Source organism: Acidaminobacter sp. QWL-03 (assembly GCF_058683855.1).
Genome location: NZ_CM178752.1, coordinates 3,372,196 through 3,386,846, shown reverse-complemented (window position 1 = coordinate 3,386,846; position 14,651 = coordinate 3,372,196). Strand labels below are relative to the sequence as shown.

Annotated in this window: 12 protein-coding genes and 1 other annotated feature; of the genes, 2 read left to right on the top strand and 10 right to left on the bottom strand. The window is 55.3% G+C overall.

The window, feature by feature from the left end; all coding sequences use genetic code 11:
* Positions 1 to 61: 61 nt before the first annotated feature.
* The 8 genes from ligA to AC4PHM_RS15605 all read right to left on the bottom strand — a co-directional run bounded on the left by ligA (position 62) and on the right by AC4PHM_RS15605 (position 11,544).
* Complete coding sequence (ligA, locus tag AC4PHM_RS15640) at positions 62 to 2,062, bottom strand: NAD-dependent DNA ligase LigA (RefSeq protein WP_492018658.1); 2,001 nt, start codon at positions 2,060 to 2,062, stop codon at positions 62 to 64.
* Positions 2,063 to 2,085: 23 nt separating this feature from the next.
* On the bottom strand, positions 2,086 to 4,473 hold the full coding sequence (gene pcrA / locus AC4PHM_RS15635; RefSeq protein WP_492018657.1) for a DNA helicase PcrA: 2,388 nt from the start codon (positions 4,471 to 4,473) through the stop codon (positions 2,086 to 2,088).
* Positions 4,474 to 4,721: 248 nt separating this feature from the next.
* Positions 4,722 to 5,750, bottom strand: a complete 1,029-nt coding sequence (gene asnA, locus AC4PHM_RS15630) for an aspartate--ammonia ligase (RefSeq protein WP_492020525.1) — start codon at positions 5,748 to 5,750, stop codon at positions 4,722 to 4,724.
* A gap of 94 nt (positions 5,751 to 5,844) precedes the next feature.
* Positions 5,845 to 6,141, bottom strand: a binding site (T-box leader).
* A gap of 259 nt (positions 6,142 to 6,400) precedes the next feature.
* The gene (locus AC4PHM_RS15625) at positions 6,401 to 6,781 is read right to left on the bottom strand and encodes a RidA family protein (RefSeq protein WP_291401610.1); all 381 of its coding nucleotides are present in this window, start codon (positions 6,779 to 6,781) and stop codon (positions 6,401 to 6,403) included.
* Between the two features lie 226 nt (positions 6,782 to 7,007).
* A complete protein-coding gene (locus AC4PHM_RS15620; protein ID WP_492018656.1) occupies positions 7,008 to 8,165 on the bottom strand; it encodes an ABC transporter permease in 1,158 nt (385 codons plus the stop codon).
* Positions 8,116 to 9,558, bottom strand: a complete 1,443-nt coding sequence (locus AC4PHM_RS15615) for an ABC transporter permease (RefSeq protein WP_492018655.1) — start codon at positions 9,556 to 9,558, stop codon at positions 8,116 to 8,118. Before AC4PHM_RS15615 ends, AC4PHM_RS15620 begins: the two co-directional genes overlap by 50 nt.
* Positions 9,559 to 9,574: 16 nt before the next feature.
* Positions 9,575 to 10,513 carry an ABC transporter ATP-binding protein gene (locus AC4PHM_RS15610; protein ID WP_492018654.1) on the bottom strand — a complete coding sequence of 313 codons (939 nt, stop codon included), beginning with the start codon at positions 10,511 to 10,513 and terminating at the stop codon, positions 9,575 to 9,577.
* Between the two features lie 5 nt (positions 10,514 to 10,518).
* Entirely contained in the window at positions 10,519 to 11,544 is a 1,026-nt protein-coding gene (locus AC4PHM_RS15605; RefSeq protein ID WP_492018653.1) for a hypothetical protein, read from the bottom strand.
* A 202-nt stretch (positions 11,545 to 11,746) separates the two neighbouring features.
* Here AC4PHM_RS15605 and AC4PHM_RS15600 point away from each other — a divergent pair, with 202 nt between their 5' ends.
* Together AC4PHM_RS15600 and AC4PHM_RS15595 are read left to right on the top strand one after the other, a co-directional pair.
* A complete protein-coding gene (locus AC4PHM_RS15600) occupies positions 11,747 to 12,019 on the top strand; it encodes a hypothetical protein (protein WP_492018652.1) in 273 nt (90 codons plus the stop codon).
* A 19-nt stretch (positions 12,020 to 12,038) separates the two neighbouring features.
* A complete protein-coding gene (locus AC4PHM_RS15595; RefSeq protein WP_492018651.1) occupies positions 12,039 to 12,353 on the top strand; it encodes a hypothetical protein in 315 nt (104 codons plus the stop codon).
* 111 nt (positions 12,354 to 12,464) lie between these two features.
* On the opposite strand, the gene AC4PHM_RS15590 is transcribed toward AC4PHM_RS15595, so the two are convergent.
* Both AC4PHM_RS15590 and AC4PHM_RS15585 read right to left on the bottom strand, forming a co-directional pair.
* Positions 12,465 to 13,166 carry a response regulator gene (locus tag AC4PHM_RS15590; RefSeq protein WP_492018650.1) on the bottom strand — a complete coding sequence of 234 codons (702 nt, stop codon included), beginning with the start codon at positions 13,164 to 13,166 and terminating at the stop codon, positions 12,465 to 12,467.
* 116 nt (positions 13,167 to 13,282) lie between these two features.
* On the bottom strand, positions 13,283 to 14,485 hold the full coding sequence (locus AC4PHM_RS15585) for a sensor histidine kinase (RefSeq protein WP_492018649.1): 1,203 nt from the start codon (positions 14,483 to 14,485) through the stop codon (positions 13,283 to 13,285).
* Between the last annotated feature and the right edge of the window lie 166 nt (positions 14,486 to 14,651).

The window sequence follows — 14,651 nt, the reverse complement described above, 5'->3', positions numbered from 1 at the left end:
GTTGGCCGGGGGTGGGGTTCCAACACCCTCGGCCAACTTTTTTATGGTTTTGCGGCTAAGCTCAAACTTTCGCGGCTTCCAGCATGGCGAGGAACTCAGCCTCATCCAGCGTGGCGACGCCCAGGGACAGGGCTTTGTCGAGCTTCGAGCCGGCTTCGGTGCCATAGACCACAAAGTCGGTCTTCTTGCTGACACTGCCTGCCACTTTTCCTCCCAGGGCTTCAATTTGAGCCTTGGCTTCGTCCCGGGTAAAGCCGGACAGGGTGCCCGTGAGCACAAAGGTTTTGCCCGCGTAAGGCTGCGGCCCGGTCTCTGCCTTGTGCTCCCCTTTGAAATTCAGGCCTGCGGCTTTGAGTTGGCTAATAGTCACCTGATTCGCAGGATCGCGGAAGTAGCTGACGAGACTTTCCGCCATCTTGGCGCCGATCTCCGGCAGCGTCACGAGATCCTCCACGTCTGCGGCCATCAGCCCTTCGAGAGTGTCGAAGCTTCGGGCCAGCTGTTTCGCGGCCTGAGCGCCAATCAACGGAATACCAAGGCCGGTAATCAGACGCCACAGCGGATTTTCCTTGGAGGCTTCGAGGGCCTTCAGCAGATTGTCTGCAGACTTCTCCCCCATGCGTTCCAGGCTGATCAGAGTTTCCCGCTGGTCCCTCAGGGTGTAGAGGTCTGCAATGCCGCGGATCAGGCCATTCGCAATCAACAGGCTGATGATAGACTCCCCGAGGCCGTCTATATTCATGGCTGGCCTAGACACAAAGTGCTCAATTCCCCGTCGGTAGCGTGCCGGACAGCCTGGGTTCAGGCAGCGCAGGGCCGCTTCCCCTTCCAGTCGATGAGTGGCGTTGCCACACTCCGGACAGTTTGCAGGGAGCTCAAAGGGCTGCTCGGTGCCTTGCCGCCGGTCTGTCAGAACCCGCACCACTGCCGGGATGACGTCGCCGGCCTTTTGGACGACAATTCTGTCGCCAATCCGAATATCCTTTTCCCGGATGTAATCCTGGTTGTGGAGCGTAGCGCGGGCAATGACTGAGCCTGCGACTTCCACGGGATCGAATTCGGCCCTCGGAGTGATGACACCCGTCCGCCCAACGTGGACGGTAATGTCCCTGAGGGTCGTCTCCACCTCTTCCGGCGGAAACTTGAAGGCGACTGCCCAACGCGGGCTTTTCGCTCTGGTGCCCAACTGATCCCGCTGAGCGAAGCTGTCCACTTTGACGACCATGCCGTCAATGTCGAAGGGCAGGCTGTGGCGCTGGGTTTCGGCTTGATCCAGGGCGTCGAGGATCTCTTCGGGGTTTTCGAAGCGTCTGCCGTGGCTGACCTTGAAGCCGAGGCTGCTGAGCTCTGTGAGGCCCTCATCATGGGTCTTCGCATTCAGTTCCCCGCTGAGCAGATCAAAGACGAAGATGTCCAGCGGACGCGAAGCGGTGATCCGGCTGTCCAGCTGCCGCAGGGATCCGGCGGCGGCGTTGCGGGGATTGGCAAAAGTCTGAAGGCCGTTTTGCTCCTGCTCTTCATTGAGCTGGCGAAATCCTTCTTTTGGCAGGAAGACTTCACCCCTCACAGTGAGGGTGCGCGGCTCGGTCAGTCTGAGGGGGATGGAGCGAATGGTCTTGAGGTTTTCCGTGATGTCTTCGCCGGTCTCGCCGTCTCCCCTGGTTGCCCCCTGGACAAAGCGTCCATTTTCGTAACGGAGAGCCACACTGAGGCCGTCGATCTTATATTCCAGGACAAAGGCCGCGGTGGTGCCCAGCTCTTTGTCGATCCTTTGAATAAAGGCCTCCACTTCCCCTGCGTCATAGGCATTGTCGAGACTCAGGAGTCTGACTGCGTGGCTGACCTGGGAAAAGGCAGCCAGGGGCGCGCCGCCTACGCGCTGGCTCGGAGAATCCGGGGTCTTGAGTTCCGGATGCTCGCTTTCAAGGGCGAGCAGGCGCTGCATGAGCTGATCATACTCATAATCCGTAATTTCAGGTCGATCGAGCACATAATACTGATGGTTGTGGTGCTCAATTTCACGGATCAGCGCTTCGTAGTCTTCAGTCCATTTTGGGTCCACAAAAATCCTCCCCAAGTGTTTATTTAATCTATCACTTCAACAGGCAGGTAGGACAAATCGAGTTTCTTGATGCCCGCCCCGTCAAAGGCTATGGTCGTGATATTTCGGTTATCCGGCGTACCAAGAGAAATAACGGTGCCTATGCCAAACTTTTTGTGACGGATTTTGGAGCCCGGTCTGAGGCCGTCTTCCCGTTCTGGTTTCGCGTCTGCATTCATGTCTGAGTTTGTAAATGCAAGTTCGGAAGGGTCCGCGTCCTGATTGAAGTCTGCGTCTGCAGGCGCTTTGCCCCAGGCGCCGGTCATGCCGCCGGCCGCACCAGCTCCGCTGCCGCCGTAACCCTTCCCGCCAAAGCCGCCGCCGCTGTAGCCGCCGGCCTCAGGCTTGCTGAGATAGCTTGAGCCAAACGCATAGGTCGGTTTGACTTTAGCATCTTGGCGTCTTGGTTTGGATGCCCGCTGAGCTGTCATCTGAGCCCGGGTCTGACCATGGTTTTCCATGAGCGACTCCGGCACCTCTTCCAGGAACCGGGATGGCAGGTTGGCCTGAAGACTGCCGAACTGCATTCTTCTTAAGGCGCTGGAGAGATATAAACGATCTTCCGCCCGGGTCATGCCCACATAGGCCAGACGCCGTTCCTCTTCCAGGTCGTCGTCGCTGGTCAGCGCTCTTGAGATTGGGAACAGGTTCTCCTCGAGTCCCGCCAGGAAGACGACCGGGTATTCCAGTCCTTTGGCGCTGTGAAGGGTCATCATGACCACGGCTTCCTGCTCGTCTTTCATACCGTCAATATCTGAAACCAGGGAGATTTCCGCGAGGAAATCTTCCAGGCTGCCGCCGCCGGAACGCAGATCGAAGTCTGCTGAGACGGACAGGAGCTCATAGAGGTTCTCCAGGCGCGTCTGGGACTCAATGGTATTTTCGGATTTCAGCGCGTCTTCATAGCCGGAGCGCTGAATAACCGCTTCTGCAATTTTCGCCACTTCAATGGTTTCTTTCTGGGCCGCCATGTCGAGAATCAGCTGGATAAACTCAGAAAGAGACGCCCCTGCCTTTCCGCTGATGGTGTGGCTCTTCAAAAGCCCTACTGCCGCTTCCACCACGGACACGCCGCGACTGTCCGCTTCATTGTGGATGATCTCCAGGGTCTTTGGACCAATGCCGCGCTTTGGAGCGCCTATGGCCCGGTTGAAGCTGATGCCGTCGAACGGATTCTGGATCAGGCGAAGGTAGGACATCATGTCTTTGATTTCCATGCGCTCGTAGAAGCGAAAGCCCCCCACAACCGTGTGCGGAATGCCCTGACGGAGCATCATTTCCTCAATGGCTCGGGACTGGGCGTTGGTTCTGTAGAGAATACAGAAATCCGTATATTTTCTGTCCTCTGAACGCCGCAGCTTTTCGATTTCCTCTGCAATAAATCTGGCCTCGTCCCGCTCGTCATAGGCCTGGTAATATCTCAGGCGCTCGCCGTCACCGCGGGTGGACCACAGATTCTTTTCCTTGCGCTGCGTATTGTTTTGAATGACGGCGTTCGCGGCATTCAGAATGTGGGCCGTGGAGCGGTAGTTCTGCTCCAGGATCACCGTCTTTGCCTCCGGATAGTCTTTTTCGAAATCCCGGATGTTTCGGATGTCGGCCCCGCGCCAGCCGTAGATTGACTGGTCCAGGTCTCCGACGACGCAGACGTTGTGCTGGGGGTTAGCCAGAAGCTTAATCAGACGGTACTGGGCCTTGTTGGTATCCTGATACTCGTCCACCAGAATGTAGCGGAATTTTCGGTTGTAATAGGCCCTAACCTCATCGAAGGATGTCAGGAGCTCGACGGTTTTCAGGATCAGGTCGTCGAAGTCCATGGCGTTGTTGGCTTTCAGCCGCTTCTGATACAGCTCGTAGACCTTGGCGGCCTGCAGGCTGCCGTAGTCGTTGCCGTAGAGGCCCGTATAGTCTTCAGGCGACACCATTTCGTTCTTGGCCTCGCTGATTTTGGCTCTGAAGTGCTTGGGCGGCGTTTTCTTTTCGTCGATGTTCAGGGCCTTGACCACCTGCCTGAGCAGCGTCAGCTGATCGTCTGAATCGTAGATGACGAAGTCCTTGGTGTAGCCCAGCTTCTCTATGTCCCTGCGCAGCATTCTGACCGAGAGGGCGTGGAACGTGCCAATCCACATGCCGCCGGAGACGGATCCGATCAGCCCTTCCACCCTGCTTCGCATTTCTTTGGCGGCTTTGTTCGTAAAGGTAAATGCCAGGATTTCGCTTGGAAAGACCGACAAAGATTCGATCAAGTAGGCGATCCTGCTCGTCAGGACGCGGGTCTTGCCCGATCCGGCGCCCGCCATGACCAGCAGCGGTCCTTCAGTGGTGACGACAGCCTCGCGTTGTGATTCATTCAACTTGTTTAAATCCATCATGTCCTCCCTGGATATGCTTAGAGCAAATTTGTACGTTATGGCCAGTTCGGGGTAATGGCCTCATCGAATCATTATATCATAAAGACTGACGTGTGGGGGGGTGATCAGGGGACCATCGGCTAAGTTTTTGTACTTAAGTCTTAAGAAAGCAAATGATTCAGCCGATGGTCACGGTCCACACAAATCAAGCGGCCCTTGTGGGGGCCGCCTGTTGGAAGGCGCAGATGAGGCGCCGGGATCTGATAAGTTTACAGAATATAGATCTTGTTTTCGAAGCACTCGTGGATCATGTCGTCCGGCCAGACGCTGGCCTGGACTTCGCCAATATGGGCTTTCTGGAGGAAGTACATGCAGATGCGGGACTGGCCGATGCCGCCGCCCACGGTGAGGGGCAGCTCGCTTTTCAGGAGCATTTTGTGGAACGGCAGTGTTCTGCGCTCCTCGGCGCCGGCGATGTGCAGCTGGGCTTCAAGGGCTTTCTCGTCGACGCGGATGCCCATGGAGGAGAGCTCCAGAGCGCAGTCGAGGATTGGGTAGTAGAACAGGATGTCGCCGTTGAGCTCCCAGTCATCGTAGTCTGGGGCGCGGCCGTCGTGGGGCGCGCCGGATTTGAGGGCTTTGCCGATTTTCATGAGGAAGACGGCTTTTTTCTCTTTGGTGATGAGATATTCGCGCATCTTTGGCGTTTGGCCCGGGAAGCGGTCCTCGAGCTCCTGGGAAGTGATGAAGAAGATCTCCTCCGGCAGGGATTTGCCGAGGGCCGGGTAGATGGCAGCCAGGTACTGCTCGGTCTCCTTGAAGACTTTGTAGATGGTGCGGACGATTTCTTTCAGTTTTTCCTCGGTGCGGTCGCTGCGATCGATGATTTTCTCCCAGTCCCACTGGTCCACGTAGATGGAGTGGAGGTTGTCGAGCTCTTCGTCGCGGCGGATGGCGTTCATGTCGGTATAGAGGCCCTCGTACATTTTGAAGCCGTAGCGCTGGAGCATGAGGCGCTTCCATTTGGCCAGGGAGTGGATGACCTCGACGTCGGCTTCCATGTCCTTGACGTCAAAGCCGACCGGGCGCTCGACGCCGTTGAGGTTGTCGTTGAGACCGGATTCCGGGCGGACAAAGAGCGGTGCGGAGACGCGCATGAGGTTGAGGGACTCTGCCAAGCGTCTTTCGAAGTAGTCTTTAATGCGTTTAATGGCGATCTCGGTTTCCAGCAGGCCAAGCTTCGGCGTGTAGTTTTTTGGGATCTGCAAACGCTGTGATTTTGATGTGGTGTACGGCATGTTGAATTTCATGATTGGGGATGGTGTCATGGTTAATTCCTCCTCGTCAATGGGTGGTGATGACGGCATTAAAAAAGACCCATCATCCCTGAATATCAGGGACGAAAGGTCTTGCTTCCGCGTTGCCACCCTGGTTACCGCTTTAGCACTTGCTTGACGCGGTCACCTCGCTGCGATACGGCGCTGACTAGCGCGATACCGTGCCCACTGTAACGGTTGGGGTCCGTTCGAATCTACTCGTCTGGGGCCTTTGGTATTGAACCGGGGCCGGACAGCTTTCGGTCGAAAGCTCGGGGATGTTCTTCAGGTAACGCTTGCCTGCCGGGCTCACACCATCCCCGGCTCGCTGAAGGGTCGTCAGAAACCTTACTCTTCCCGTCACTGCCATTTCATTTGATCTTGACAGTTATAATAATGCAAACCGGCCCACACGTCAAGGGGGTTTATTAAAAAAAGTTCATAATTGATGTTGGGGACGCGGACAGGTTTCAGATTGGGGACGCGGACAGGTTTTACTTCGGTGCCAGAGCATGCGATAATGACTCTCAATTGACTATCGGCAAAAAGAAGCCAGAGCTCTTTGTTGAGGGGCTCTGGCTTGATCCACGTTGTAATGTCATTGAAAATTACCTTTCTGCATGCTCACCAGTTTATCGCTTTTTTGCGATCATCTCGATTTCAATATCCGCGCCAAGTGGCAGGGAGGCCACGCCGATGGTCGTCCTCGCCGGATACGGCGCCTCAAACTGCTTTTCGTAAACTTCGTTCATGTCTTTGAAGTTGTTCATATCCGTCAGAAAGACATTGACTTTGACGACTTCGTCCGGCGTCAGCCCTGCAGCCTCAAGGACGCTGAACAAATTGAGGAAGCACTGGCGGGTCTGTTCCTGAATACCGCCTTCTTTGAGCTTGCCTGTCTCTTTGTCAATGGGTGTCTGGCCTGAGAAAAAGACCAGCTCCCCTGAATCCACCGCATGGGAATACGGGCCTACGGAAACTGCGCCCGGCGAAGCATAAGCGACTCTTGTCATGAACACGCCTCCTAAAATTTGGACTATCTCTATTATAGCATGTTCGAACTTTCCTTGTGTTAAAAGTGATGCCCTTAAGAATGGATCGCGTTTTATTGAACTCTCGAGGCAATACTATTGAGAACAATTATCGCATGCTCTGTCCCTGTTTTCATAGTTGTCCGCGTCACCAAAGTGAAAGTTGTCCGCGTCACCGAATCGAAACCTGTCCGCGTCACCAACCTCATCACTCCGCCCGGAGCCGCAGGACGCCCACGCCCATCATCAGCACTGTCATGGCGGCCAGCATCATCAGCTCAAAGCTCTGGGATGCCAGGGTCACACCGTCGGCACCTATGGCGCGCATGGCGTCGAAGGCCCACCTATGCGGCGTAATCCAGGAAAGCGCAATCAGAATCTTGCTGGACACCATCTCCAGCGGCCACATGCAGCCCCCCAGCATAGCCATGGACGTGAGGAGAATGGACACAATGCCGCCCAGGGCATTCGGGCTCTTGGCAAACGACGTGACGAACAGCCCAAAGGCGCCCATAGTCAGGATATAAAGGGCCCCCACCGCCAGCAGGCCGCCCATGTTTGCCCCAAACTCCAGGCCAAACAAATACTGCCCCGCCATCAGCGTCACCACCAGCTGAATCATCCCAACCACAAAAGCCACAGCCACGTGTCCGGCTATGATGCCCAGTCTTCGCACTGGCGCCACCAGCGTCCGCTGCCAGGTATAGTTGTGCTTTTCCTCCACAATTTCCGCCGCGGCAATCACCGTCGTAAACGCCGTAAACATAATCAGGAAACCGAGAATCCGGTACATGCCGATCTCCGCGTTCAAATCCCTCTGAGATCCGCCTTCCGTCACTACCTTCAAAGTCTCACGGGCATCGTTGACCTCGACAAGACGGCTGTAGGTCCGTTCATAGGCATCTTCAGCTTCGACCCCCGCCTCAGCGGCCGCCGCCTCAAAATCCAGCGCCAGGGACCTGTACGCCATAAACTGGTCAAAGGCCCGCTCAATATTGTATTCAAGGGTCATCACCTCGGCGTCCTGCTTGAGGGTTACCAGCTCCAGCCTTGGCACTTTCCCCTCGACCAAAGCTGCCGAAAACCCCTCATGAATCACCAGCGCCCCCGCGACCTTCATCTGCACCCGCTTCTCGTCCAGCGCGTCCATCACCGTCACCCTTTGCCCGTCAATCTCAGACAGCCGCGCCGCGAACGCCGCCGACATCACCGTCCCGTCCAGGTCCACCACGTCCAGGGCCGGCTCATAATTTTGGTTCATGCCTGCAAAGGCGAAGTTGATGACCAGCGCGATCAGCGTCATAGCCAGCATAATCTTATAGGACTGACTCTGCATCCACAGCCGTCTGTACAGTATGGTCAACATGCGCCTTCACCTCCTTGAATCTGAACACCAGAATGCCCGCCACCGAAAACACCACACCGTTTAACAGGATGAGTCCCACATACGGCATCAGCTCCGGCAGGCTGTACCCCATCATGTTGTATAAATATGCTTTCAGGACGACGCCATTAATCGGCAGCAAAGCAATCTTCTGAATCAGCGCCGGCATGGTCTCGATCGGGATATACGCACCGCCCACAAGCGCCAGCACCTGGTTCAGCCCGTTCTCAAACACTCTGGAAATCATGATGTTGTCAAAGGCCGCCGCCACCGTCATGAACAGCAGTCCGAGACCCCCAATGCCAAACACAGTTGCCAGTGTAATGACCATCAGTGCCACAGGCGATCCCCAGGAAACCCTGAAAATCAGCGTTGACCAGACCATCATCAAAACAATCTGAATCAGCGCCACCGCGTCAATCAGCGCAAGCTTGCCGAGCAGAATCGACCATCGGCTAAGCCCTGCGGCACGCTGGCGGTCATAGGTCAGCTGACGCTTCTCCTCCAGGAGCAGGTAGCCCCCCAGCGCCGCCGTAAACAGCAGAAACATGGACATCATGGCGACCGTGTAATACCCCTTGCTGTCCACCGGCTCAAGAGCCCGCACGCCCCGCTGCTCCAGGGTCAGCCCGCTGTCAGGCCGCGCCCCCCAGTCCGTGCCCTCCAGGGCGATCCCCGCCGCGATCTGCTGCTCAATCAGCACATTTTTATTGTCAATCACGCTGTCCAGATACCCGGCAAAGCCATCCAGCATCATCTTCGCAAGCTTCGAGCTCACGCCGTGCGCAGAATTCTCGACAAAAGCTATCTCCACCTCAGACCTCAGCGGCGTCAGCAGGTTCACGTACATGCCCCGGATAAAATTCTCAGGCATCACCACGATCCCATCGATTTCATCCGCGGCCAGTCGCTGCTCCGCCGTCGCCAGATCCGTCACCGTGTACCGCAGCGTCTCCCCAAGCTCAGGCGACCCCAGAAAATCTTCAAAGAAAATCGCCTCCGGGTCCACGTCCTCAAAATAGCCGCGCATCTGATCCTCACCCATCTCCGCGACCACCCTCGCCCCCACCGGATTCGCTGACAGGTCCTCCATAAACGCCTCAAAGCTGTAAGATTTGCCGATGGTCACCCCACCAGCACCCTCACCCGTTTTACCGGATTCACCCTGGCCAGCACCCTCATACCCCTTGACCACCGCCAGCTCCAGAGGCTCTATCTGAGACACCCCGCCCGCCGTGCCAAACATGGACTGCAGCGAAAAGCCCAAAATCGTCGAAATGACCACTGGCATTAGAAAGATCGTAAAGAGCGCCTGCCGGTCCGCCATATAAGTCTTGAAATCCTTCTTCCAAAGAGACCACATCATAGACCCCATCTTTTCCGCCGCCTTTCTAGTCCCTAAGGGCTTTGCCGGTGAGTTTCAGGAACACCGACTCCAGGTTGGGCTTGCTGACGTCCACGGAAAGAAGCGGATGTCCCAGCTCGGTCGCCAGCTCTATCACCGGCTTCAGGTGGCCACCGTCGCCCCCAAAGCTGAGGGTCACAGTCTGAGGCGCTTCGGGCATCTGTGCCAGGGCGATCAGGCCATTCAGGTTTTTTAGGCCACTGATTAGCGCGTCCGACACCGTCTCAAACTTCGCCGTCACTTCCTCGCCGCCACCGGCCGCCGCCAAAAGGGCTTCCTTGGTCCCGGAGGCGATCAGTTTCCCAAGATCCATGATATAAATAGTCCGGCACAGCTCCTCGACCTCTTCCATGTAGTGACTCGTATAGAGAATGGTCATCCCCTCGCGGTTCAGCGTTTTCACCGCATCCAGAATATGGTTGCGGGATTGGGGGTCAATGCCAACCGTGGGTTCATCCATGATCAGGAAGTCGGGCTGGTGCAGAAGCGCAGCGCCTATGTTGAGCCGGCGCTTCATGCCGCCGGAGTAAGCTTTGACCTTGTCCTTGAGCCGGTCAGAAATCCCGATGATCTCAGAAACCTCATCGATTCGGCGTTTCAAAAGATCCCCCTTCAGACCGTAAAGCCGCCCCCAGAATTTGAGGTTGTCACGGCCGGACAGATCCTGATAAAGGGCAATGTTCTGCGGCACGAAGCCGAGGCCCTTTCTGATGGCTTCGGGATGCGCCATAAGATCCTGGCCGTTGTATAGGATTTTTCCGCTGTCCGGCTCGATCAGCGTCGCGATCATGGAAATGGTCGTCGACTTGCCTGCGCCGTTGGGACCCAACAGGCCGACCAGGTCGCCCTTCGTGACTTCTATGGACAGCGCATCCACCGCAAGGGTCGCACCAAAGCGCTTCGTTAGTTCAATGGTCTGCAGCATGATGCTCACCTCGCCTCGCTTGTGTCGTTAGTGGTTTGAATCCCAAAAGTGCCAAGCAGGTCATCCAGCGCCCCCGGCATTTCCCGGTCCAACTCCTCGCTGGTATACAGCTCTGAGGCGGTGATTTCAGGCAGGTTCAGCTCGACCGCTTCATCCAGCTTGTCGCGGATGATTTCGACGCGAATGCTTGTTTCGAGCCCCGGCTGGCGATAGCGGATCACCACTTCATCTCTGACCACGTAGCCGCTGGCGGAAATCTCAGAGATCATGGACACCTCGTCAATCTCGATTTCTGCCATCTCTCCAATGGCCGCGGAAAAATCCGCCTGGGTGTTACGCTCTGCCAAATCCTCTGTAATCACCTTTGCTGACTCGATCAGGGCCGCCTGAACCACCTCAGAGTCCACCTCGATTGTGTACCGGGTCGTCTTCAAGTCCCCGGAATCCGTTCTCAGCAGCGCGCTGCCCGTCTTCTTCACGTTGTCGGTTGTTGCCACCGAGCTCCAAATGTCGCTCAGTCTTTCCAGCGCCGCCTCAGAGAGAAACTCTCCCTTCGCCTCGGCCGAAGCCTGGGCGCCTTCAACTTTCATCAGATCCTTGACGTTCATGTACTTCTTCATGACTGGCAGTTTGACGTAAGTCTCCCCGCCAAAAGTGTAAATCTCAGCATCAAATCCAATCCCGCCCATGCTCAGGTAGAGGTCGCTGGCCGCCTGCTCGAGCCCATGGTCAAAACGGGCCGTCCCCTCGTAGGTGACTTTCTTCATGTAGTTTGCCATCTTCAACTCTTCCGCCGTCATACCCGAAGTATCGAAATTGTTTTCCAGCGTGATCCGCGTCATTGTGACGCCGGTCGCCGCCGCGTCCGTCTTCGCCTCCGCCTTTATCAGCCTGTCATAGGCACCCCCCGAGCACCCCGCTGCTGTCATGACCAGCACCAGGATCAGAACCAGCCCCACAGCGCTTTTTCCTTTAAAGCTAAAGATTTTTTTGCCGATGGTCCCCCAGCTTCCCTCTAACATCTCCAACATCTCTATCACTCCTCGCATGAATTATCACAGTTGTGTTATATTCTAATCACAGTGTAGCATTTCCTTGAAAAGCTTTCTCCTCTCCTAAGTCATGATGTGAGGGTGACTTGAGTCATGAATTGGGTATAAATGACATGAAAGGCATCACGGAACTAACCCAACCCACCCTGCGTCATACTCATCATGAAAGAAGGCTCGAATTATGAAAATTTCAATAGTGCCTAAAGACAGCGCCGGTAAATGGGCCGTGTCCTTGAGTGTGCTGTTTGTCATCCTTATGGCGTTGAAGTTCACGCAAGCGGTTCGACTCCCTCTTCCGTCTCCGCTCATTGCGCTCTTCGCCTTTGCCGGTTTGATTCTCAGCCTGATTTCCATTTTCCTTCATAAAGGTCGGGCCATCCTGCTCCTGATCCCAGTGCTGGTTGGGCTCCTGGTCGCAGCCTGGACCACGGCGGAGCTGATGTTCCCGCACTGATTACATAGGTGGTGATAGTATGATAGAATCCCATAAATCAAGCGGCGGCTGGCTGATGGCTTTCTGCGGCTGGCTCCTCAGTGCGGTGATTGTGCCGTTTATTCCGGAAATCATGTCCGGCGGGCGGATCCTCGGTTATCCGCTGATGGAGTATGTGGCGACCATCGGCCTGTTTTCGGTTGTTTTGCTGGCGGTCTGGATTCCCGCGGGATTCAAAGCCTCGAAGCTGTACCGGTTCAACGGCCCGGGCCGGGCAGTCAGTGCCCTGCTGAAAGTGTTTATCGTTCAAATCCTGGTATTTACAGTGATCTTCAGGTACTTCTGGAACAGTTGAAAAAGCGTTGCATAAGACATTGAAATCAAGCGAGGGGAAGTGGCTGCCTGTACTTGGCCTCCACTCCCCCTCTTTTCATCTTTTGCCGATGGTCACCATCAGCCCCCACCGCTACTCCAGGCTGCCTCTGATCCATAGGACGGCCAGCTGGGTTCGATCCCGCAAGCCACATTTCCCAAGAATCTTCGTCAGGTGATTCTTGACCGTGCCTTCAGTCAGATAAAGCGTCTCAGAAATTTCGAGGTTGGACTTCCCTTCTGCGACGAGGGCGACAATATCCCGTTCCCGCTCCGTCAGATCTCTGAAGCACTCCGGGAGCTTAAGTTCGGGCTTAATGGATGAGAGCGGCAGCGTTTCTACAGAGGTTGAAGAGTCCGACGCATCTTTGTCGTCAGCAGTGGACTTACGCCTGAACACCCGCTCCGCCACGCCGGGTGCCATGACCGAACTTCCACCAGCCACCACCCGGATGGCTTCCGCAATCTGAGCCGGAGCAGCATCCTTGAGCAGATAGCCCTGAGCGCCATGCGCCATGCCTTCATGGATATACTGGTCGTCGTTGAAGGTGGTGAGAATGATGATTTTCACTTTCTCCCCCTGGGCTCTCAGTCTTCGGACGGCTTCGACGCCATCCATTTCGGACATGCGGATATCCAGCAGCAGCACTTCGGGCTGTAAACTTTCGACCAGATCAATAGCTTCCCTTCCATTCGCGCCAACAGCGACCACTTCAATATCCGGTTCTCTGGAAAGCAGCATTTTAAGTCCTTCTGCCAAAAGCGTCTGATCATCTATAACCACGACTCGGATCATGCAAAACTCACTCCTTGAAGTTGAAATGAATTTCCTTCTTGTAAACAAGCGCTTATAAACTTTATATAAGTCAAACAAGCTCTGGCACCAAATCAAAGTGAGTGTCAGTCCCCAACTCAAATTCTGTCCGCGTCACCAACTTGTTGTGGCGGCAGCGAAATTTCTATTCGAAAGCCGCCTCCTGGATCAGGACCAAAGTTCAGGGTGCCACCCAAGGACAATACCCGCTCCCGCATGCCCTGAAGGCCGTTGCCGGGGACAACCGTCGATGACACCAGCGGGCCATCATTCTCGACTATAAGTACCGCACTGCCGTCATCCAAAATTGTGAGCGATGCCAATACATGTTTGGCGTTTGAATGACGCCGAACGTTCGTCAAACTCTCCTGAAGCGCCCTGTAGAGGATGTGGCTGGCTCTGGAGGAGAGCTTTAAAAAGTCACCCTCAAACTCAAACCCTATCTGGAGATCGCCACCCGTTGCAGCCGAATCCTCTTTCTGAGCCGCCAAAGCCTCAAAATCCGAGAGCGTCCATGTTGGCTCCCTTAAAGTCGTGACAATTTCCTGCACCGCCCTGAGCATGCTGCGGCCTTCTGCCTTAGCAGAGGCCACTTGCTCATAGGCATCCCCCGTACGCCCTTCATCGAGAAAATGATCCGCCATTTCCAACCTCATGATCTGTGTGGTTAGCGCGTGACCCAAAGCGTCATGCAGCTCCCTGGAAATTCGCTTCTGTTCCTTGACAGCAGAAAAGGCTTCAATTTCTCGGGATAGGCGTGCCAGTTCATCTCTTTCCCTGCGGTAGCCTTGAGCAAATCGCAGTGCCACGGCCACAGAAATGAGCAGTCCGAGGAACTGTACCGCCGCGCCTAGATCAAAATAGGCCGGATCCCGCCTTAAAATTTCACCGTATTTAACGGAAGCACCCACAACCAGCGCAGCGATCCAAAGACCGGACAGCGTCAATTTGTTCTCCTCCATGCGACCGGAAAGCCCTTTAGCACCTCGAGAGCCCCCCGCTGTGACCTGAATAATTGCAATCCGCGATCCATAAGCCCGCTCGAAGATTAACACGACGTAGATCAGTGTAAAAAACGGATTGACCGCGTATTGAGAGGCTGATTCAAGGGCTACTGTGAACAGAATCTCCAAAAGTGCTGCAGGGTTTGCGAGTTTCCCCGGCAGACGAACAGCATTAAAAACAAAAAGCAGCAGCGAAATGGATATAATGAGGGCCAGGCGACCATCGGCAGCGCCTTCAAAAATTTGTCCTGCTATAAGTAAAGTCCCCAAAAGCACCTTGGAAATCCAAAAACTCACAGCCGCCAGCCTCCCCAACTTCTAATGGATACATTATAACACTTTGATAAAAGAGCGGGAAGAAGAGGTGGAACTGGGTGTCAGACACCTGGTTTCACCACACCCAGTTCACCTAGTTTTAAATACCGCGTTATCCCACGCCAACTTTGGGTAAAAGTGTAACGCG